General features: G+C 59.2%; 23 protein-coding genes. 8 read left to right on the top strand and 15 right to left on the bottom strand.

Annotated elements, in window-relative coordinates; genetic code table 11:
* Positions 1-2 precede the first annotated feature (2 nt).
* From arsN2 to GGQ73_RS17510, 6 genes are all read right to left on the bottom strand, one after another.
* Positions 3-446: an arsenic resistance N-acetyltransferase ArsN2 gene (gene arsN2 / locus GGQ73_RS17535; protein WP_113169824.1), complete on the bottom strand. Its 444-nt coding sequence runs from the start codon at positions 444-446 to the stop codon at positions 3-5.
* On the bottom strand, positions 440-793 hold the full coding sequence (locus GGQ73_RS17530) for an ArsR/SmtB family transcription factor (protein WP_113169825.1): 354 nt from the start codon (positions 791-793) through the stop codon (positions 440-442). The genes arsN2 and GGQ73_RS17530 overlap by 7 nt, the downstream gene beginning before the upstream one ends.
* Before the next feature lie 306 nt (positions 794-1,099).
* Positions 1,100-2,074: an arsenic resistance protein gene (locus tag GGQ73_RS17525; protein ID WP_183897248.1), complete on the bottom strand. Its 975-nt coding sequence runs from the start codon at positions 2,072-2,074 to the stop codon at positions 1,100-1,102.
* A 4-nt stretch (positions 2,075-2,078) separates the two neighbouring features.
* A complete protein-coding gene (locus GGQ73_RS17520; RefSeq protein ID WP_183897247.1) occupies positions 2,079-2,459 on the bottom strand; it encodes an ArsR/SmtB family transcription factor in 381 nt (126 codons plus the stop codon).
* A 102-nt stretch (positions 2,460-2,561) separates the two neighbouring features.
* Complete coding sequence (locus GGQ73_RS17515; RefSeq protein WP_183897272.1) at positions 2,562-3,230, bottom strand: L,D-transpeptidase; 669 nt, start codon at positions 3,228-3,230, stop codon at positions 2,562-2,564.
* 83 nt (positions 3,231-3,313) lie between these two features.
* On the bottom strand, positions 3,314-3,934 hold the full coding sequence (locus GGQ73_RS17510; RefSeq protein ID WP_183897246.1) for an SCO family protein: 621 nt from the start codon (positions 3,932-3,934) through the stop codon (positions 3,314-3,316).
* 232 nt (positions 3,935-4,166) lie between these two features.
* Between GGQ73_RS17510 and GGQ73_RS17505 the strand changes: the two genes are divergently transcribed.
* Genes GGQ73_RS17505 through GGQ73_RS17495 form a run of 3 tightly spaced genes read left to right on the top strand, consistent with a single transcriptional unit; the run spans position 4,167 to position 6,227 of the window.
* The gene (locus GGQ73_RS17505; RefSeq protein ID WP_183897245.1) at positions 4,167-4,607 is read left to right on the top strand and encodes a disulfide bond formation protein B; all 441 of its coding nucleotides are present in this window, start codon (positions 4,167-4,169) and stop codon (positions 4,605-4,607) included.
* The gene (locus GGQ73_RS17500) at positions 4,604-5,272 is read left to right on the top strand and encodes a DsbA family protein (RefSeq protein ID WP_183897244.1); all 669 of its coding nucleotides are present in this window, start codon (positions 4,604-4,606) and stop codon (positions 5,270-5,272) included. The genes GGQ73_RS17505 and GGQ73_RS17500 overlap by 4 nt, the downstream gene beginning before the upstream one ends.
* A gap of 31 nt (positions 5,273-5,303) precedes the next feature.
* Positions 5,304-6,227, top strand: a complete 924-nt coding sequence (locus GGQ73_RS17495; protein WP_183897243.1) for a cation diffusion facilitator family transporter — start codon at positions 5,304-5,306, stop codon at positions 6,225-6,227.
* A 6-nt stretch (positions 6,228-6,233) separates the two neighbouring features.
* Here GGQ73_RS17495 and GGQ73_RS17490 read toward each other — a convergent pair whose 3' ends face one another.
* Genes GGQ73_RS17490 through GGQ73_RS17480 form a run of 3 tightly spaced genes read right to left on the bottom strand, consistent with a single transcriptional unit; the run spans position 6,234 to position 8,565 of the window.
* Positions 6,234-7,310 (bottom strand): flavin-containing monooxygenase, encoded by a 1,077-nt coding sequence (locus GGQ73_RS17490; RefSeq protein ID WP_183897242.1) that lies wholly within the window; start codon positions 7,308-7,310, stop codon positions 6,234-6,236.
* An 8-nt stretch (positions 7,311-7,318) separates the two neighbouring features.
* On the bottom strand, positions 7,319-7,483 hold the full coding sequence (locus tag GGQ73_RS17485; protein ID WP_183897241.1) for a hypothetical protein: 165 nt from the start codon (positions 7,481-7,483) through the stop codon (positions 7,319-7,321).
* A gap of 2 nt (positions 7,484-7,485) precedes the next feature.
* Entirely contained in the window at positions 7,486-8,565 is a 1,080-nt protein-coding gene (locus GGQ73_RS17480; protein ID WP_183897271.1) for a L,D-transpeptidase family protein, read from the bottom strand.
* Between the two features lie 277 nt (positions 8,566-8,842).
* Here GGQ73_RS17480 and GGQ73_RS17475 point away from each other — a divergent pair, with 277 nt between their 5' ends.
* The gene (locus tag GGQ73_RS17475) at positions 8,843-9,091 is read left to right on the top strand and encodes a hypothetical protein (protein WP_113169833.1); all 249 of its coding nucleotides are present in this window, start codon (positions 8,843-8,845) and stop codon (positions 9,089-9,091) included.
* A gap of 186 nt (positions 9,092-9,277) precedes the next feature.
* Entirely contained in the window at positions 9,278-9,694 is a 417-nt protein-coding gene (locus GGQ73_RS17470) for a MerR family transcriptional regulator (protein ID WP_046801826.1), read from the top strand.
* A gap of 38 nt (positions 9,695-9,732) precedes the next feature.
* Here the strand turns inward: GGQ73_RS17470 and GGQ73_RS17465 are convergent, their stop codons facing one another.
* Entirely contained in the window at positions 9,733-10,119 is a 387-nt protein-coding gene (locus GGQ73_RS17465) for a MerR family transcriptional regulator (protein ID WP_046801827.1), read from the bottom strand.
* Between the two features lie 67 nt (positions 10,120-10,186).
* Here GGQ73_RS17465 and GGQ73_RS17460 point away from each other — a divergent pair, with 67 nt between their 5' ends.
* Both GGQ73_RS17460 and lspA read left to right on the top strand, forming a co-directional pair.
* Positions 10,187-11,044: a cation diffusion facilitator family transporter gene (locus GGQ73_RS17460; RefSeq protein WP_234911007.1), complete on the top strand. Its 858-nt coding sequence runs from the start codon at positions 10,187-10,189 to the stop codon at positions 11,042-11,044.
* Positions 11,041-11,532, top strand: coding sequence for a signal peptidase II (gene lspA / locus GGQ73_RS17455; RefSeq protein ID WP_183897240.1), 492 nt, complete (start codon positions 11,041-11,043; stop codon positions 11,530-11,532). Before GGQ73_RS17460 ends, lspA begins: the two co-directional genes overlap by 4 nt.
* An 81-nt stretch (positions 11,533-11,613) precedes the next feature.
* Here lspA and GGQ73_RS17450 read toward each other — a convergent pair whose 3' ends face one another.
* The 3 genes from GGQ73_RS17450 to GGQ73_RS17440 form a co-directional block, all read right to left on the bottom strand.
* Positions 11,614-12,870: a cytochrome P450 gene (locus tag GGQ73_RS17450; RefSeq protein WP_183897239.1), complete on the bottom strand. Its 1,257-nt coding sequence runs from the start codon at positions 12,868-12,870 to the stop codon at positions 11,614-11,616.
* Between the two features lie 36 nt (positions 12,871-12,906).
* The gene (gene nadE / locus GGQ73_RS17445; protein ID WP_183897238.1) at positions 12,907-13,728 is read right to left on the bottom strand and encodes an ammonia-dependent NAD(+) synthetase; all 822 of its coding nucleotides are present in this window, start codon (positions 13,726-13,728) and stop codon (positions 12,907-12,909) included.
* 101 nt (positions 13,729-13,829) lie between these two features.
* A complete protein-coding gene (locus tag GGQ73_RS17440) occupies positions 13,830-15,158 on the bottom strand; it encodes an Nramp family divalent metal transporter (protein WP_183897237.1) in 1,329 nt (442 codons plus the stop codon).
* Positions 15,159-15,582: 424 nt separating this feature from the next.
* On the opposite strand from GGQ73_RS17440, the gene GGQ73_RS17435 reads away from it, so the two are divergent.
* Positions 15,583-17,343, top strand: coding sequence for a peptidoglycan D,D-transpeptidase FtsI family protein (locus GGQ73_RS17435; RefSeq protein ID WP_183897236.1), 1,761 nt, complete (start codon positions 15,583-15,585; stop codon positions 17,341-17,343).
* A 264-nt stretch (positions 17,344-17,607) separates the two neighbouring features.
* Here GGQ73_RS17435 and GGQ73_RS17430 read toward each other — a convergent pair whose 3' ends face one another.
* Together GGQ73_RS17430 and GGQ73_RS17425 are read right to left on the bottom strand one after the other, a co-directional pair.
* A complete protein-coding gene (locus tag GGQ73_RS17430; protein WP_183897235.1) occupies positions 17,608-18,114 on the bottom strand; it encodes a copper chaperone PCu(A)C in 507 nt (168 codons plus the stop codon).
* 136 nt (positions 18,115-18,250) lie between these two features.
* Positions 18,251-20,824 (bottom strand): heavy metal translocating P-type ATPase, encoded by a 2,574-nt coding sequence (locus tag GGQ73_RS17425; RefSeq protein WP_183897234.1) that lies wholly within the window; start codon positions 20,822-20,824, stop codon positions 18,251-18,253.
* Positions 20,825-20,846 lie beyond the last annotated feature (22 nt).

Raw genomic sequence — 20,846 nt, 5'->3', positions numbered from 1 at the left:
TGTTAGGTCGGAGGCCTGTTGAGCTTCATGATGGTCGCCGACGATGGGCAGATGGATGATAGTTGACGGGTCGCAAGCAATCCGGGCGGGATGCTTTCCCGAGGTATTTCAACGAACCCGATGGTAGAGAAAAAGAGCGCAGCGGTTGTGGTCGCAAGATAGATGTCGCCGTTGCCATTGAGATCTCTAAGTGTCTGCTCGACGATGGCGTGTCCTACCCTCTGACCGCGGTGGCTGGGGAGCACGACGATGGAACGCAGGAGGAAATCTGTCCCGCACTCTTCAATCCCGGCGAAACCGACCAGCTCAGCGGAACCAGACACCGCCCTGTAGAAGGTTCGGCCCTCCTCCCGGATGTCGTCGATCGGAAGATGAGCGGCGACCAACGCTTCGTGGAGATCCCGGTCGTCATTCGATACCTGTTCGAGTTTGACAGGGTTCAACATGGCTTCGCCTCGGGACTACAGCACGACGTCAGCTCGGCAATCACGGGCGCGCAAAGTTCGGCCGAGCCGCCGCAGCAATCCTTGAGCAGGAACAGCGTCAGGTCACGAAGAGCATCGAGATTTGCACGGTAGATAATTGAGCGGCTCTGCCTCTCGCTCATGACCACTCCTGCCCGAGAGAGCGTTGCAAGATGGGCCGACATGGTGTTCTGCGGAACATCGAGCAGCCGTGCGAGCTCACCTGCTGGAACGCCCTCCGGTTCGTGTTTGACCAGCAGGCGGAAGGTCTCAAGCCGGGTATTCTGGGCTAGCGCTGAAAGCGCGGCGATAGCAGTAATATTTTCCATGTATCCAGAATAATGGATGTGTTGGATTTGTCAACACAGGTGGATGAGCGCGGGCCGTAACACTCCATCATTTCGGAAGACGCCTTTGCTCTTGGCCGACGCCAGAGCGACGTCCAGTGCTGTGACAGTTCCTGCAGCAGCCTTGATGAAGACGCACGGTGCCAACGCTACATTTTCAAAGCTACGCCGGGTAGCGGCGATGGGATGTGAGAAACTGATCAGTGATGACGAGGATAGATGGGAGACACGGTTTCCGTGTCTTAAGAAGAAATGACCGCTCGGCACGTAACTGGTGTCTGTCAACTTCTAGGCTTGTATCTCGGTCTTCTGCGATCCAAACCTTGAGATCACGCGGATGTAGATCATCTCGCTAACCAGTTCGACGAGCGTCTGCGTCACGATGATGGCAGGCAGAAGCGGCATCGCATTCGGCACCGCAAATGCCAGAGGAAGCACCACCAACGAATTGCGGGTGGACGCACTGAACGCGATGGCCCTTGCACCGGGTACCGCTACGCGAAAACTCCTGGCGACCATCCAGCCGATGAAGGGGGCAATGACCGCGAAAGCTATGTAGAGTGGCAATGCTTGCAGCGCTCCATCGAGAGCGAGACCAAGCTGCGGAACGACTGCAGCAACAACGATGAAGAGCACGGCAGCCGTCGCTGGGACGGGAAGCAGTCCGAGCGCGCTCGAAACCCTGGACATTAAGCCGAGCCGTGCAGCAGAAAACTGTATCAGCGCGGCCCCAAGCAGTGGGAACACGATCAGCCAGACGAGGGCGTGGATGAACGGTTCGATCTGCACGAGATTGCCAGCCTCGTCGCCGAGAAATACCTTGAGATAAAATGGAAGCAGGACCATCTGCGCAATCAGGAGCACCGGGGTCGAAGCGAGAAGGAGTCTCGCATCAGCCCGTCCCAGATGCGCGAAAGTCACGACGTAGTCGATGCATGGTGTGAGGAGCACCAGAAGGGCCCCGATACGGATCATCGGGTCAGCCGGGAGAAAATGCATGAGACCGAACACGAGGATCGGAACGGCAACGAAGTTCGTAACGAGCAGAGCACCTAGAAACCGTATCTGTAGAAATGCCTTCCCGAGATCGGCGAGCGGAACCTGGAGGAAGGTGACAAAGAGCATGAAGGCCAGTGCGGGATTGATCGCCACTTCCAGTGACGTCGTTCCGGACACGATGCCTGCGGCGGTGGCGGCGAGAATCACGGCTGCAAAATAGATGCCGATCTGCCGGGTCTCCAGGATGTCACGCAGTTCGCTCATTCTCTCACTCGCATACGATGGATTTGGGCTCGGCAACCTTCTGCGGTCGCCCGGTGCATTTGGCGAAGAGATCGATCGCCCGATCACAGACTTCGCAATGACCTGAACAGCAATCCCTCATCAGGAATGCGACGAGGTCGGAAAGCGCCGGGAAGATCGCGCTGTAGATGATGCTGCGGCCTTCGCGGCGGCTTTCAATCAGACCAGCATGTTCGAGGTGGTTGAGATGGAATGAAACCCTGGGAGCCGACGCGGTCTCCAGGGCTTGCGTTATCGCACCCGCCGCCATTCCATCCGCGCCCACCGTAACGAGCAGGCGAATGATCCGCAGCCGTGTTTCCTGTGCGATGGCTGCAAATGCATCAAGGGCTCGTTTTTCTTCCATGCATTTAAACAATTCCATAACCATTTAAATTTCAAGGCTTGTGTCGGCTGTTATGGAGTCGCCATGTCAAGTGAGGACTGTGCGGAACCCGCTCGACGGCACCTAAACCGCCGATAGCCGAGGTAGACTGGTGACGACGATCGGAGCCTTGTCCGGTACCCGGCCATAGAGGTCTACCACATCCTGATTGATCATCCGCACACAACCCGACGACACGGATTTTCCGATGCTATTCCATTCTGGGGAACCATGAATCCGGTACAGCGTGTCCTCGCCGTTCTTGAAAATGTAGAGCGCCCGCGCACCAAGCGGATTCTTCAGGCCGGGGGCCATGCCGCCGTTTGCGATGCTGTAAGGCACCAGTTCAGGCTGCCGGGCGACCATCTCGTCAGGCGGCGTCCAGCGCGGCCACTGGCGCTTGTACTGGATGACACCCTGTCCTGACCATTCGAATCCCTGCCGACCAAGACCAACACCGTAACGCATCGCCTGTGCGCCCTCGTATGTGAGGTACAGGTAATAGTTCGCCGTATCGACGACCAGTGTGCCGGGCCGCTCACCCGTTGGATCGCTCACCATCTGGCGGTGGAAGCGCTTGCTGATCTTCTGGTAGGGGATCGCAGGAAGCGGGAATTGTTCTTCTGGCACCGGGCCGTATATCGTTGCGAGAGCGGGACTTTCGACTGGAACAACTGCGGGGCGCTCCTTCTCGGCTGTCGTTGCGGAACAGCCTGTCAGAGCTACCGTTGCGGCCCCTGCCCCGCCCATCATGAATCCGCGTCGTGTCAAAATTCCTGGCTGCACTTGATATCCTTTTGAGTATTGAAAGTAGGCCCGGTGAATATCCGGGCCGATCAGACTGATCCCGCCACGAGTTTTCGGATCTTCTGCAGCCGGACTTCGCGGGGCTCATGCATGTCGAGTGTCCCTTTGAAGCTGCCGTCTGCGTCCATGAGATAGACGCCCGCGGTATGGTCCATGGTGTAGTTCCCGCCATCGGTCGGCACCTTGCGGGAGTAGGCTGCGAATGCCTTCACTGCGGTGGCCGTCTGTTCGGGCGTACCCCTGAGCGCCATGATCCGCGGATCGAAAGAAGTCATGTAGCCATTCAGCATCGTCTCGGTGTCACGCTCGGGATCCACGCTGATGAAGATGACATTGAACTTGTCCGCAGTAGAGCCGAGCTCTGCCATGAGGTCGGTCAGCTCGAAGAGCGTCGTGGGGCAGATGTCCGGGCAGTGCGTGAAGCCGAAGAATGCCAGATACGGTTTGCCATCCAGAACATCGTTATCAACTATCTGACCCTTATGCGAAACGAGGCGAAATGGCTTGCCGATGGCGGGAGAAGATGGGTTCGACGCATCCGCCACATCACCCGGACGCACATTCAGATCACGGCCTAGTATCAACAGCCCTGTTGCCACCACCACGACAAAGCACCAGATCACGATCCGGAAAATCCTCACACCTTTCATCAAACCTCCCACCGCCGTCCCGTGTCATCGGGAATCATTCGTGGGAAAGCCGTAATCCCTCTAGTAGCCTGAGGTTCAAGACCCTGTTGACATCCTTTGTCGGCTCTGCGCTGAAGTGACGCACCGAGCCAGGTTTTGATTTTTGCCGGGACACCTGTTTCTTCCGCAACTGGTCTTGACCCTCAAGCTACTAGAGGTCTCACAATGGGAGCGAATCCATTGAGGGCAGAGAATGCGTGAGGCGACAGTGCAATCGGAAGACAGGGCGTGGCTACCGACCTTCGGGGCTTGGATGATCGCTCTGACTTCGACTTTGGGTGCGCTGTTCATCGGGGAAGTCATGGGCCAGGCCCCTTGCGACCTCTGCTGGCACCAGCGCGCCTTCATGTTTCCGTTGGCTGTCCTGCTGGCTGTGGCAGCGTTCCGGTCGGATGGCCGGGCGTGGTTCTATGCAGCGCCGCTGGCCGCCATCGGATGGCTTATCGCTGCGTTCCACAATCTCCTCTATTTCAAGGTCATCCCGACCGCCATCAAACCATGCGGTCAGGGCCCCTCCTGCTCGGGCGACGGGATGATCCTGTTCGGGGCGCTTCCCATACCCCTTCTCTCGCTTGCAGCATTCACCGCAATCATCATCCTACTTCTTATCGTGCGCCGGAGAACATCAGCATGAACAGACGCACCCTCGTCCTCGCATCGGCCTCGGCCGCTATCGTCATATTCGCCGGAGGCGCTGCTCTCTATAGCGGCAACTCCACCGAGCCGACTCCTGCACCTGCACCAGTCGCCGTGTCGGGGAACGACACCCTGGTCAGGATGCATTCGCCTGTCATGGGACCGGTGTCCGCTCCCGTCACCATCGTCGAGTTCTTCGATCCGTCCTGCGAGGCATGCCGGGCCTTCTATCCGATCGTCAAGCAGATGATGGCGCAGACGGGATCCGACGTCCGCCTCGTGTTGCGCTACACTGCGTTCCATGAGGGATCCGACGATGCCGTGCGGATACTCGAAGCCGCCCGCAAGCAGAACCGCTTCCAGCCCGTTCTCGAGGCAATACTGGATCAGCAGCCTGTCTGGGCTGATCACGGAAAGCCGGATCTGGAGAAGGCGTGGCAGATCGCTGCATCGGCAGGGCTGGATATCGAACAGGGACGCAAGGACGCGGCATCGACGTCGGTCGATAAAGTTCTCGCTCAGGACATGGCCGATGTTAAAGCCAACAACGTCAAACAGACACCGACATTCTTCGTAAACGGGAAGCCTCTTACCGAATTCAGCCCCCAGGGTCTCCTGAACCTCGTCAAGGCCGAAATCGATGCGAGCAAGACAGGTTCCTGAATCCTGACTTGAGATATGGGAGCCTGAGCGCATGAGCGGACATCACCACGATCACGGAGCCGACGCTGGCGACAAGCGCATCTGGTGGGCGATCCTCGTGAACGTGCTTCTCACGTTTGCCCAGATAGCCGGAGGCATCGTCTCCGGCAGTCTGTCTTTGATAGCGGATGCAATCCACAATTTCAGCGACGCTGCGTCCCTCGTGATCGCCTATGGCGCGCGCAGGATCGCACGCCGTCCTGCCGATGACACGATGACGTTCGGCTACGTCCGGGCAGAGATCGTAGCGGCGCTGATCAACTACACCACGCTCATCGTCATCGGCATCTATCTCGTCTACGAGGCCGTCTTGCGGTTCATTACACCGGAACCGATCGAGGGATGGACTGTCGTCATCATCGCGAGCATCGCACTCGTGATCGACGTGGTCACGGCCATGCTTACCTACGCCCTTTCGAAGACCAGCATGAACATCCGCGCAGCGTTCCTGCACAATGTCTCGGACGCGCTCGGATCCGTGGGTGTCATCATCGCTGGCACACTCGTTATCATCTATGGCTGGACCTGGATCGACCCGGCGATCACCCTCATGATCGCAGGCTACATTCTATGGCAGGCTTTCACAGAGATCGGTGGATCGATACGCCTCCTGATGATGGCGACACCAGAGGGGGTCGATGTGAAGAAGGTCGTCGCGGACATGCGCTCCGTCGACGGGGTGAATGACGTGCACCACGTCCACATCTGGCCTGTCGACGAAGGACACAATGCTCTCGAAGCCCATCTCGTAATCAAAGATCTGTCTCTCGAAGAAATCGCCGGGGTCAAGCGCGCCGTGCGCAAGATGCTCTTGGACAAGCACGGGATCGGTCACTGCACCCTGGAGATAGAGACCGTCGAGGATGGTCGCGAAGCGGCCGTGAAGGTCATCGGCCACGTGGTCGACGAATCCTAGCCCTTTCTACGTCATGCGGGCACGCAATCGGCGAAGATGGTCGACAACGAATGCCGCATCATCTGCGACACCGGCGATAAGACCGGAAGCACGGTTTCGCTGCCATGGTCGCCCGACGTAGTACAGGCCCGCGACGGGGGAAATGCCTTCGCGATTGATTGCTTCATGTCGGCTGCCGACCGCCCCTTCGATATCGATCCAGCGAAAGTCTTCGGCATATCCTGTCGCCCATATGATCGAACCGAAGTCCTCGCTCGTCCCATCCTCGAATTTAGCCCGCCTACCGTCGAGGGCGACGAGCCTGGACTTGAGGCTCACACCGCTACGGATGAGAGAAACATCATCGTTGCCGCGCGTGGGAAATGGATCTGCTTTTCTCATCCGTCTTCCGATCGGCCCGTACGCAGATGCCCGCAGAAAACCGAGCCGCTCAAGCCACCACCATATACTGCGCCCGAGAACTTTCTCCGGTAGCAGCTTCCGCTTTCTTCCGCGTGCCAGTAGTGTCCGATGCGAAGCCGCCAGTTCCATCGCCACGTCCCTTCCGCTTGCGCCGTCTCCAACGACCAGAACGGGGCCACTCGTGATCGAGCCCGCATTGCGGAAATCCGCGACGTGCATCTGTTGAATGTCGGATGGGAGCGAACAGGAGATTTCGGGTGTTCGGGGCGTGGAAAACGCACCCGTGGCGACGATCACCACCTGACTGATCAAGCGGCCGCCGCCCTCCAGATAAGCGAGGAATATCCCATCCACCTTTTCGAGCCTGACGACCTTCGTCGACCTGATAGTCGGGTAGCCGTTGCTCGCGGCGTACCGCTCAAGATAGTCCGAGAATTCATCCTTGGCGGCATAGCCATCGGGATCACCGATCAAGGGGATGCCAGGGAGACCGCTGATGCGGCGCGGCGTAAAGAGCGTGAGGGTGTCATATCGGTTCCTCCAGCTATCGCCGATCGCTTGTCCAGCATCGACAATCAGGAAGCTCAGCCCTGCCGTCTTCAGAGCACTGGCGGCGGCAAGCCCGGCCTGCCCTGCCCCGATGATCAGAATGTCGGCTCGCAGCCCCTTGCTGCTATCCATCGACCCGATCACGGCCGAGCGGGGGTTGAAGCGCCTGTGCCCTCCGGCCTCGCCTCCCGACCTATGTGGAGGAAGCTGTAGGAGAAAACAGCCACCACGAATGTCGTAAGGATCGCGAGCATGATCCAGTTGTTGCGTTTCACCCTGCGCATCCGCTCATCAGGCTTGGCCACGTTCAATCTCCACCCGTCTCTGTCGCCATCGCTGACTTGGAACGCTTCCGCATTTCCTTGAAGGGATCGGCCAGCGCTGCGTCCGGCCTGCTGACCGGATAGTTTATCCCCGATATGCGGGCCGCAAGCTTCTCGGCGCCGTCCTTCTTGAGAAGCGCGCGGAAGCTGGGATGCATTCCGCCGTCGACATACGCCGATACCGCAGATCCTCGCTCCGCCATTGCGGCTTCCACTTTCATCTTCTCTGCTGCAATCCGTGCTACGAGCTGCGGATCCTGTGGGGCCGAAACAGCCGGGCACGCGGCCAGAGGATCACGCGGTTCGCCCCCGACAAACTCGGTATTGAACATGTAGCGGCGGCCGCACACTGAAACCTTGGGCTGCTGCTTCGTCAGTTCGAAGGCATCGTAGCCTTCCTTGAGTGTCCGCCAGAACGGCAGGTTCTCGTCATCCTTGTGCAGCGCCATGTTTTCAGCAGTCATGCGATAAGGATAGGCCTGGACCTGGAAGCGATCCTGTCCGGACGAGAGGGCCTTGGAGACGACTGCGTAGATCTCGCCGACGCCCTGATCAGTCAACGCATAGCATCCGGAGGAAGAGCAGGCACCATGGACCATGAGCGCTTCTCCCGTGTAGCCGAGTGCGGATTCCAGCCTGTTCGGGTAGCCGAGGTTGAATGACACATAGTACTGGGATTTCGGGTTCAGCATCCCTCTGGACACATGATAGAACCCCTCCGGTGCCTGACGGTCTCCGTTGGCTGTCTTTGGTCCCAGCTTTCCGGACCATCTGCACATCGGGTAGGTCTTGAGCAAAGCATAACGACCGGTCCCGTTGATCTTCCAGATCTCAAGCTCACTCTCCTGCTTGAATATCCTGACGAGCACAGGGCTTTCGGGTTTCATTCCCTTTTTCGACATCTCAGCAACGAGCTTCGCCGGAATCTGGGGCGCTTCCCTGGGGAGGTCGTCAAGTGCCATGTCGGCGGCAACGCAACCCGTCAAGGCCGCTCCAAGTAGGGCGACTGCGGCCAAGCGGCCGAGAAACGTGCTGATGCGACCCTTTTTAGGTGACCAGCTCATGGTTGATGTCGAAGTCATGCGGCGTTTCTGCTGTCCTGGTCCATCGGGTTGCGTCCAACAAGTCTAGGGAAGGACTTACTTCCCCGTTAACTCGGCTTATACGATCAGGTGAAAATGCGGGAAACCACATACTCGTGAGCGATTCGGCGGCATCATAGGACCTCTAGTTACTTCAGGTGCAAGAGATTTGTTTCAGAATATGCATCGTAGAGCATGGTGGAACCCTGCACGACAACTTGACTTGCGATTCGGCTCTCAGAGCCGTAGTTTGCGCCTGATGAGATCCCCGGTTACGAACTTCGCCCGCGCTGCCTGCTGGATCACCTTGTTCTCAGCGGCTGGCTTCGGCCTGATGAAGCTCGCGTTCGCGTTCGTCTGCTGGGTGGGCGGGCACAATCTGCTTGAGGCCTCCGTAGGCGCGGTCGCGTCCGTTGCCCTGGGTGTCGGCATCGGAATTGAATCCTTCCTGTGGCTGAGGGACTGGCGCATGCGGAAGCTTGACTATGAGCCGCCATCACGCCTCTAGTCGCATACCGCGAGCGGCACCGCTGCACCGGGCACTGAGAAGTCACTTGATTTGTCGTCAGAAATCCTCACATCTGCGTCACAGTTGCCAGGTCGCGTTCTGTTCCTGATGGATTCAGTCGGCGGGACGGGGCGGATTTTGCCGCGTCGGCGCATGTCGCCCACGCCGCCTGAAGGAACGAGTTCCATGCTGACTATCGGAGACCTGTCGAAGACAACCGGCGTGAAAGTGCCGACCATCCGGTACTACGAGCAGATGGGGCTTTTGTCGCCGCCGGAGCGATCCGAGGGCAACCAGCGTCGCTATTCCAGGCCCGAACAGGAGCGGCTTTCCTTCATCCGGCATGCCCGCGATCTCGGCCTGACGATCGAAGCGATCCGAGAGCTGATCGATCTCAGCCAGCATCCCGAGAAGCCATGCGAGGAGGCTGACAGGATTGCCGCGGAACAACTCGTGACAGTCCGCCAGAAGATCGAGCGGTTGAAGAAGCTCGAAGCCGAACTTGAGCGTATCTCCACCCATTGCCAGTCGAACCAGGTGCGCGACTGCTACGTGATCCGGGCGCTGGCGAACCATGACATGTGCGCGACGGATCACGACTAAACATCTGATTGCCCCGGACGGCCGGCGCGCAAATCCAGCTATCCCGCGATAGTGCCGATTATCCGGCAGTCGGCGACCTGCCTTCCATCGCACTCCGCGATCATCCGCTTCAGATCTGTCCTGAGATCCGCCAGTCGCGCCATCCGCTCCTCGACCCCGTCGAGCTGCGCCTGGGCGATGCGGATCGCCTCGCTGCAGGATTCATCCGGCTTCTCCTTGAGAGAAAGAAGAACGCGCACTGAAGAGAGGTCGAACCCCATGTCCCGCGCGTGGCGGACGAAACCAAGCCGCCGGACGTCCTCCTCTGCATAGACGCGACGTCCGCTGGCGAGCCTGTCAGGCCGAGGCAGAAGTCCAACGCGTTCATAATAGCGGATGGTTTCGATCTTCACGCCGCTTCTCACGGAGAGGTCACCGATCTGCATTTTCCACTTGCTCCTGTAGTCGCTACAGGTTGTAGCATTCACGAATGTCGAAATCGAGGCTTTCGGAATGACGTCTGCTGAAACAGTGCGCTATCGCGTGGGCGGAATGGACTGTTCCTCCTGCGCCGCGAAGATCGAGGGGGCGGTCAGGAAGATCGATGGCGTGGAGGATGTGAAAGTGTCCATCGCGTCGCAGGTCATGACGCTCAAGGTGGACGAACCCGCGACCCGGCTGGCCGTCATGGAGGATGTCGTAACCGGGCTTGGATACCACCTCGTCCGGATTGGTTCAGCGAGTGAGGAGGTGGCGGACGATGACGACGATCATATTCCAGACCTGTCCCACGTGACGCCTGCCTACAAGCGCGCGCTTTGGATCGTCGTGCTTTTGAACGTCAGCTACGGGGTCGTCGAGATAGCTGGTAGCTTCATTGCGGGTTCGCAGGCCCTGCAAGCAGATTCTCTCGACTTCCTCGGCGACGGATTGATCTCATTTCTGGGATTGATGGCTGTGGGATGGGGTCTTGCCGCCCGCGCGAAGGCTGCGCTTCTGCAGGGACTGTTCCTTGGCGTGCTCGGCCTCGGGGTGGTGGCTTCGACGATATACAGGGTATTCGTCGAGCATCAGCCAGAATCTCTGACAATGGCTGGATTCGCAACCATCGCCTTCGTCGTCAACGTCCTTTCAGCCGTGGTGCTCATCCCTCACCGAAAGGGCGACGCCAACATGCGGGCGGTCTGGCTCTTCTCACGCAACGATGCTGTCGGAAACCTGGCGGTGATAATAGCGGCCGGGCTTGTGTGGTGGACCGGTTCGCAGTGGCCGGATCTCGTTGTCGCTTTCGCGGTCGCGGGCCTGTTTCTCCAGTCGGCCTGGGCGATCATCCGGGATGCGCGGCAGGATCTCTCGGAGGCGAAGGCTTGAAGGCGGCATTCGCGTCGATCTTCCTGGTGTCATGTGGTGCCGCGCTCGACATCGGCTCCAAGGCCTGGGCACGCGCCAGCCTGGTAGCCTACGGTCCTCCGATCGAGTTTTTGCCGCTGATACCTCTGCGGCTCACCTTTAACACAGGTGTTTCGTTCAGCCTGCTCTCGTCCGACAGCGATATCGGCAGATACCTGCTCATTGCCGTGACAGGTGTCATCGCGGCAGTGATGGCGATCTGGCTTCACCGTTCCCGGGGATGGCAAAGGGTCGGGCTGTCGTTCATCCTTGCAGGGGCGCTGGGAAATCTTCTCGACCGGACCGCGCGCGGATCGGTCACCGACTTCCTGAGCTTGCGGATCGGTGAGTGGGAACCCTTCGTGTTCAATCTCGCAGATGTCTGGATCACAATCGGTGCGGCCATTCTGCTGGCTGCGTCTGGCCTGCAGCCCAAGGAAGCGGCAGCAGAGGGTTCGCGACCTCGGTAGCTCAATCCCGTTGATGCATGTCGCAACACGGGCTCCACTGCCGCTCCGTTCGAGCTGGAGTACAACGCGAACGCGCGTCGTTCATGGTTGCTCACGGAGGATGACATTGCTGACCACGAAGCGGCTTCGTGGCAGTGCAGGCATCCGCGACCACTCGATCCGCAAATCCTGTTGCGGCACGTCATACGCCATCTGGCGGGTCAGCATCGCCGTTGCCTGCTTCATGAGTTCGATGGTGATCCACTCACCGGGACAGCGATGGTGGATCGGGTGGTCTCCCCCGCCCTGCGGAATGAAGTTAAACTCGCCACCGTCCCATCGGCGAAACCGATCAGGTTCGAATTTCTCCGGCCTCTCCCAGGTTCGTCTGTCATGATTGGTGCCGAACAGATCCAGCAGTACACGGTGGTCCTTTGGAAAACGGTATCCGTTCCACTCGAAGGCTTGTCGCGTGCGTGCAGCGACAGCGGGGAAGAACGGATAGTATCGGCGCACTTCCTGGACGAACAGGTGGGTGTAGTCATCATCGCCTGAGCGGAGTTTGTCCCGGACATGCGGATGCATGTGCAGTGCGTGCGCCACGAATACCATGTAGACCGAGACCGCCACGATCGGGCGGATGACGTTGAGCAACTCGACGGCGGCGATGCGAGGTGGGAGCAGCTCCCCATCCGGATCGCGGTGCCATGCAATGGCATGGGCAGCGGAATGCTTCGACAATTGGAGCCGCCCGGAACGGACTTCCTCCACCAGGTTCGCAAGCCAGCGATCGGCACGTCTGCGTGACCACCGCGACCACAGATGCCGGACACCCACCGATCCCGCATGGTCGAAGAGGGCCACGATATTCCGTGTTCGTCTTTGGGCGTCCGCTTCAGGCAGAGGGACTCCGACCCAGGCCAGGCTCGCGCGTGTCAGGAGATACTGGAATTCCGTATAGAGCGTGACGTCGGCTCTCGATGTCCATGTCCCCATCCGCATCTGCCATTCCGCCGCCGTAAGACGAGACAGTTCCCGGATTTGGTCGGGGCTCATCAGCGACATGAACAAGTGCTTGCGGTGTCGGTGCGGTCTGCCGTCGAGGCCCTGAACGCCACCCTCCCCGAGCAGCGTCTTCTGGATCGCTTTGGGCATTGCGCCCTGGCGTATAAAGAGGTCGGGATCGTAGAAAAGCCTGGCCGCTTCCGGACCTGTCATGCAGATCGTCCTCTGCAGCAGAAGCCGTGTCTCGAACAGGTCTGATTGGTGGCGCCCACACCCATCGGAAATGAATCGATAGGGATCGCGGATAAGCGCTAGCGTCGAGTCAGGTATTTTCTCCGAAGGGATGCTTGCCATTGCCGCCTCGCGTGCCGTTTCGATCTCAAAGGTGCCTCACCCTATCGGATCCGCAGGTAGGGAACGCTTGTGGGCAGTGGATCTATACGCCGTAAGAATGCGTTTCAGCGAGTTGTCGCCGATCTCCCTGCCTTCGAGAAAATCATCGATCTCCGCATAGGTGACACCATAGACATCCTCGTCGGGCTTGAGCGGTGCGTCGGATTCGAGGTCGGCTGTCGGCACCTTGAAAACCAGATCCTCCGGAGCGCCGAGATGCTGCGCGATCGCCCTTACCCGGCGTTTGTTGAGACCCGAAAGCGGCAGGATGTCGGCGGCGCCATCGCCGAATTTCGTGAAGAAGCCCATCAGGGCCTCGGCTGCATGGTCGGTTCCGATGACAAGGCCGCGGGCGCCGCCTGCCAAGGCATATTGCGCAATCATCCGTTGGCGGGCCTTGATGTTTCCAAGATGGAAATGAAGGCGTTCACCTGAGACGAGATCGTCGGCATCGCGCCGCACCTCGGCCATCATGGCGTCGGCGGCGGGCTTGATATCGATCGTGACCGTACGGTCGGGGCGGATGACATCAAGCGACTTCAGCGCGTCGGCTTCGTCGGCCTGCTCGCCATATGGAAGCCGGACCGCGATGAACTCGGCCTTGTATCCGCCGTCCCGCAACCGCTGCACCGCGCGCTGCGCGAGCATTCCTGCCGTGAGCGAATCCACGCCTCCGCTGATCCCGAGAACGAGCGCCCGCATCGAGGACGCCTCAAGGTAGTCTGCGAGAAACTCCCAGCGGCGAGCGGCTTCGGTCGCGGCATCGAAGTCGCGGGACACTCCGAGCTCCTCGATGATGCGGGCGCGTTCGTCGAGCATATCTATCCTCCGATTGAAATCACTGATCCACGAACGCATATTCCGCCTTCCTGGTTCAGTTTCTACAACCATTCTTTTGTCGTTGCAGGTGGACTGGAACGCTAGGAGCTGACGAAATCGAACAGGAGCTTGATGTTCAGCAAGGCGATCACCACGGCGATAAGCCAGGCAAACGACGTGAGCCAAAGCGGTGCCTTGAGTTCCCCCATCTTCGCGCGATCAGAAGTGAACATCACGAGCGGAAATACTGCGAAGGAAAGCTGGAGACTGAGGACGACCTGGGTGAGGATCAGTAGCTGCCCGGTGCCGCTGTCTCCGAATGCGATGGTGACACCCGCGGCGGGAATGATGGCTATCCCCCGCGTGATCAGGCGGCGAAGCCACGGCGCTAGCTGTATCTTGAGGAACCCTTCCATGACGATCTGGCCAGCAAGGGTCGCGGTCACGGTCGAATTGATGCCGCAGCACAAAAGCGCGATCCCGAACAGCGTCGGAGCTATGGCAAGGCCCAGCAGTGGGGCAAGCAGATTATGGGCTTCGCCCAGTTCCGCAACGGACGTCTGTCCGGTCTTGTGGAAAGTCGCCGCGGCAAGGATGAGGATGGAAGCGTTGACGAGCAAAGCGAACATCAGCGCGACAGTGGAGTCGATCGTCGCGAACTTCAGGGCTTCGCGCTTCTCGGGAAGCGAGTGGCCGTAGTTGCGGGTCTGCACGATTCCGGAATGGAGATAGAGATTATGCGGCATGACCGTCGCGCCGAGGATGCCAAGCGCAAGATAGAGCATGTCCGGGTTGGTGACGATCTCGGTGGTGGGCGCAAAGCCGAGAATGACCTGGCCCCAGTCCGGATCGGCAAGCACGATCTGGATCGTGAAGCAGACAGCGATCACGCCGAGCAGCGTTATGACGAGCGCCTCGACCCAACGGAAGCCGAGCTTCTGTAGGTACAGGATCAGGAAAACGTCCAGTGCGGTGATGATGACCCCGAGTTCCAGCGGGATGCCGAAGATGAGGTTGAGGCCGATCGCGGTGCCGATCACCTCGGCGATGTCTGTCGCGATGATGGCGATCTCGGCGAGCAGCCATAGAACCATGGCCACTGGCTTTGGGAAAGCGTCCCGGCACGCCTGCGCCAGATCCCGCCCGGAACCGATGGCAAGCCGCGCGCAAAGCGACTGCAGAACGATCGCCATGATGTTCGAGACAAGCGCCACAGTGAGCAGTGCGTATCCGAACCTCGATCCGCCAGCCAGCGACGTGGCCCAGTTGCCCGGATCCATGTATCCGACTGCAACAAGATAGCCGGGGCCGAAAAAGGCCATTGCCCTGCGGAAGGTGCCTGATCCCGCAGCAACTCCGATGGAACGGTGAACATCCGATAGAGATGCCTCACCCACGGTCCGCCGCCAGCCTTTGATCGGTTTGTCCATAGCCCCGCCTCGCCTTAATAGCCCTTGCTATATTGCAATTGCAAATCATTCGCATTAATCGACGGCGTTGGCAAGACGATATCCTTTGGTGCGTTCAGCGCTGGTATTTTCCTGAATTCGCTGATGATGATCCACTTCCCCGGTCAGATCGAAGACCGGATTTGGAAGTCCTTCAGAAAACATCGTGTTGCGTTTGTCAGCCTCTCCCGCTCCGCGACGGGCTGCGTATCAACATCCACGACGGGCGAGGATAACGAAACGTTAATCAGTTTTATGCAATTTTAAGTGTATATTAATGCAAACTTCATTGCGGTTGGTGTCGTGCCAAATCCTCGATTGGTTTCAGACCCGCCAGGTGCAAACTACACATCGGCGGACGGTCTGGGCTGCTCATGGTCAATGCTTTCGGAGATGACGGTTAGATATGATAGGCTTTATCGTACGGCTTAACCGCCGCGCCCATTTCAGTGTGGAATCTAGAGTCAAGCCTGTTACTAAAGCCTTTGTCGGCACATCCGAACGCCGCAAGCGTGATAGTCGACAAAGGCTGACCTTCCTGATTGCAGGCTTTGCGGTGATGTACATTGTCGTTGGCGCACGTCTCGTCCAGTATGGCCTGAACGACCCGGTGGTGACGGGATCCATTCATCCTAGCGCCAATGCCGTCGCAACGCGCCCGGACATTCTCGATCGTAATGGCGAGCTTCTAGCGACCGATATCAACACCGTGTCGCTCTATGCGGAACCGCGACGTATTGTCGACGCTGACGAGGTTGTGGAGAAACTTGCAACCGTGCTGCCAAACCTTGACTGGAGCGACACGCACAGGAAGCTCCGATCCGGTTCCGGCTTTCAGTGGTTGCGCCGCCAGCTCACGCCCCGGCAGCAGTCTGATATTCTTGCGCTTGGGATTCCCGGCATAGGTTTCCGTCCGGAGAAGCGACGCTTCTATCCGGGTGCTGCCACCGCCTCCCATATTGTCGGCCATGTCAATGTCGACAACCTCGGTCTTGCGGGTATGGAGAGGTACATCGATCAGCAAGGTTATGCCGACCTTCGAGCGACGGGCCTGACGAACGATACCAGGCTCGAGCCTGTGAGGCTTTCGATCGACGTCCGCGTCCAGCATATCGTTCGCGAAATCGCGGCGCGCGCGATGACGAACTATCAGGCAGAAGCGGCAGGTGCCGTCATCCTCGACGTGGAAACTGGAGAGGTCATCGCCATGGCCTCGGTGCCCGACTACGATCCGAACCAGCCGTCGCGCACCCTCCCCGATGGCTCGGTCGACAAGGAATACGAAAAAGGCTGGTTCAATCGGATCAGCAACGCCACATTCGAGATGGGCTCAACGTTTAAAAGCTTTACGCTTGCCATGGGTCTGGACGCCGAGAAGATCACCTTGAATTCCGTCATGGATGCGTCCCGCCCCATCCGTATGGGCGGATTCACGATCAAGGACTTCAAGGGAAAGAACCGACCGCTATCGATCCCGGAGGTGTTTCAGTATTCATCGAACATCGGAACTGCGGCTGTTGCCGACAGGGTCGGGATAGAGGGGCATCAGGAGTTCCTGACGAGACTGGGGCTGCTTTCCAAGATGGAAACGGAGATGCCCGGCGTAGCGACCCCTACCCAACCCCGGACGTGGAAGAAGATCAATTCCGTCACGATCTCGTTCGGCCACGGCGTAGCCACCACCCCGCTCCAGACCGCCGTCGCTGCCGCAGCTCTGATCAACGGCGGTAACCTCATGAACCCCACCTTCCTTCCACGTTCGAAAGACGATGCAGCACTGGTTTCCCGCGCCGTCATCAAAGAGAAGACCAGTGCGGACATGCGGTTCCTCTACAACTGGAACGGCCTCAAGGGTTCTGGCCGAGGCGCTCAGGTCGAAGGTTTCCATGTGGGTGGCAAGACCGGGACTGCTGACAAGGTCATAAATGGCAGGTATGCCAGCGACATCAACTTCAACGCATTTGTCGCTGGCTTTCCGATGGACAAGCCGCGATATGTCGTGCTGACAATCATCGATGCGCCGAAAACAGGTGTGAACGGAGGAAGGACTGCGGCTTCCACCGCAGCGCCGATGACCAAAGAGATCATCGAGAGAACAGCCGCCTTGCTTGATGTGAAGCCCCGGTTCGGAGGTGAAACCAGCCCTCAAATGCTGATCAACTACTGACGGGCTACGGGACCATCATGCATGGTTGGTTCTGTGACGGGCGGGAACTGTCTCATCTCCGCTTTCGAGTAAACGCCAGTTTGCCCCGTCACGCCAAGAAAATCATGAAACTCCAGCTATGCTTTTGACTTGAGGTGTGCCCTTGGCAAGTATCCGCCGATTAGCGACACAATGAATTTCCAGACATCTCGAAGGTGACGAAGGCGCCCGACCTGTTCCTGGGAGACACCTTCAGACCCCTTCGACCTCCGCTCTCGCGCAAATTCACTGCTTGGTGTGGGCACCATGATCTTGGGAAGCCGACGGGGCCTGCGCCTTTGACTGAACCACGAACTCGACCTCGACGGGACCGGCCTTCTCGAACTGCAGAGTAGCCTTGAATTTCTCCCCCTCGCCTGGGCGCTGCCTGGGGTTCACGAGCATGATGTGCGCGCCGCCCGGTCTTAGGCTCACGGTCTTCCCAGCCTGGATCTCGATGCCCTGCTTCGCGGGTCGCATGCGCGCGACCCCGTCGACCAGTGTCGACTCGTGCAACTCCAGACGTTCGGCGGCAGGCGTGCTGCCGCCAACAAGCCGATCGGCTTCCGCTCCGGTATTGACGATCACGAGATATGCCCCAAGTACGGGCGCCACCGGAGGGGCCTTGGCTGACCAAGGGTGCTTCAGTTCGAGGGTGCCCGCCTTGAAGTCATGTGCGTCGGAGGAGACGGGAACGCCTGTCGCGGCGAAGATCGCCGCGATCGCCGCAGAAGTAATGATCCTGAGCTTCATAAGTCCTCTCCATTCTCGCGGACTGCCCGCGTTCTTGAACCAGTTCGAGCGGATTGCCCCTCACGCCGAGCATGGCCGAGGGGGGTCGGCTATGCTTGAGATATCCCGGCAACATACCAGCGGAGAACGCGCTTCCTCAACGAATTGGGCGAAGCAGGCGCAGCGCGTTCATGGTGACAAGCACAGTCGCACCAGTGTCAGCAAGAATTGCTGGCCACAGCCCGGTGACACCAATGATAGTCGTGACCAGAAAGACTGCCTTGAGACCAAGCGCGAGGGTGATGTTCTGGAAAATGTTGCGCATTGTGCGCTTCGAGAGATCGACCATGAGGGCGACATCTCCGACCCTGCCATGCAGGACGGCAGCATCCGCGGTCTCCAGGGCCACATCGGTCCCGCCGCCCATTGCAATCCCGACATCGGCTGCAGCCAACGCAGGGGCATCATTGATGCCGTCGCCGACTTTTCCGACCACGAACCCTTCCGCCTTCAACTCGCCGACGATCCGCTGCTTGTCCTCGGGCATCAACTCAGCACGAACCTCGATTCCGAGCTGGGCGCCGATGGCCGTCGCCGTCCGATTGTTGTCGCCAGTCAGCATCACGGTCTTGATGCCGGCGTCTGTCAGGGCCTTGAGGCCTGCCACGGCATCGGCCCTCGGCTCGTCGCGCATGGCGATGGCACCAGCGAGAACTGTACCGATCACGAGCACGGAGACGGTCTTCCCCTCGTCGTTGAGAGAGGTGATCGTCTTCGAGTGCGCCATCGGGATCGTCGCCCGTTCCGCAGCGGCCTTGGGCGAGCCCAGGAACACCTCCACCCCGTCGATCAACGCGGTCACACCCTTGCCGCCGAGCGCCTTTGCATCGGTCGCAACCGGAGCATCGATACCGTCCTCGTTTGCCTTGTCCAGAATTGCCAAGGCAAGCGGATGGCTTGATCCCATTTCGAGTGCGGCAGCATACCGTAGGATTTCATCGACCTTGCGGCCAAACGGCACAATATCCGTCACCTTTGGCTTGCCTTCGGTGAGTGTACCCGTCTTGTCGAAAGCTATCGCTGTGAGTTTGCCAAGCCCCTCCAGAACAGCACCGCCCTTGAGAAGCAGACCGCGGCGTGCACCTGACGACAGCGACGCGGCAATGGCGGCTGGTGTCGAGATGACGAGCGCGCATGGGCAGCCAATGAGAAGCACGGCAAGACCCTTGTAGATCCATTCGCTCCAGTCACCGCCGCCAAGCAGCGGAGGAATGACCGCGACAAGAGCAGCAACGACAACCACACCCGGCGTGTAGTAGCGGGAAAACCGATCGATGAAGCGTTCTGTCGGAGCCTTGGACTCCTGAGCCTCCTCAACGAGGCGGACAACACGCGCAATGGTGTTGTCGGCAGCCGCTGCTGTCACTCTGACGCGTAGTGCTGCATCACCATTGACGGTACCTGCAAAGACGTTGTCGTCGATGACCTTGCGAACCGGAACGCTTTCACCCGTAACAGGAGCTTCGTCGATCGAGCTCTCGCCTGCAACGATCACACCGTCGGCCGATATACGGTCGCCGGGTCGGACGAGGATGATCGAGCCCACTGCAAGCGTCTCGGCAGGAACCTCGCGGGTCTTCCCATTTTCCTCCAGCAGAGCGGTCTTGGGCACCAGCGCCGTCAGCGACTTGATGCTGTCGCGCGCCTTGCCTGCGGCCACGCCTTCGAGGAGTTCACCAATCAGGAACAGGAAGACGACCGCCGCAGCCTCCTCGGTGGCGTCGATGATCAGCGCGCCTACGGCGGCGATCGTCATCAGCATCTCGATGGAGAATGGTGTTCCCGCCCGTGCCGCCATGAAGGCGCGGCGGGCGATCGGAACGAGACCGACCATCATTGCCACTATGAACGCGTATCTTTCTATGGAAGGAAACAGATGGCCGACACCGTATGCAAGCACGAGCGCGGCACCCGCCATTATAGTGAGACGACCCTTCTTGCTCTTCCACCATGGACCTTCAGACGGACCATGGTCGTGGCCGTGAAGACCTTCCATGTCGGCCTCCCCGGTCTTTGAGCCATGATCGTGGCCCTCATGCAAGCCGCTCTGGCTCGACGACGTTGCCTTCTTAACGATGGGAACAATCGAATAGCCGAGAGCGGAGACCTGTTTCTCGATAGCCTTCAAGTCTGCGGACTGACCATGCTTGACTGTCATCGTCCCGGAAGTGACGGAGACGGACACGTCCTCGACATCATCTATCCTCCTGACTGCAGTGTCGATCTTTGCGGCGCACGAGGCACAGTCCATACCGCCGACGCGGAAGCGCGCCTGCAGTGGTCCGGGCGTGCCGACCTCTTGCTGCTGGACCGGATCGGATTGTTGGCCGTGTTCATGTCCAGCTTGATCATGGGAATGGCCGGAATGGTCGTGACCTGAATGATCGTGGTCGTGCGAGCAGTCTGGGCCGTGGATATGGACGGTTTCGGCAGCACCTGCCTTCGCCTTTGCCTGAATGGCTGTCGCATCGTATCCGAGCCCGGACAGTTTCTTCGCAATCGCGTCAAGATTGCTCGTCTCGTCGTGCTTGACCGTCATCGTTCCGGCAGTGACCGAGACGGACACATCTGTTACACCCGGCATGCGCCTGACGGCAGTATCTATCTTCGATGCGCAGGACGCGCAGTCCATGCCCCCAACGCGAAATCTCGTCTGCAGCGAATCGCTCATCTCGGAATCCTCACTATCACTG

The sequence above is a fragment of the Rhizobium skierniewicense genome (assembly GCF_014196515.1).
Lineage (GTDB): Bacteria > Pseudomonadota > Alphaproteobacteria > Rhizobiales > Rhizobiaceae > Agrobacterium > Agrobacterium skierniewicense.
This window is presented reverse-complemented; position numbering and strand designations above follow the sequence as displayed.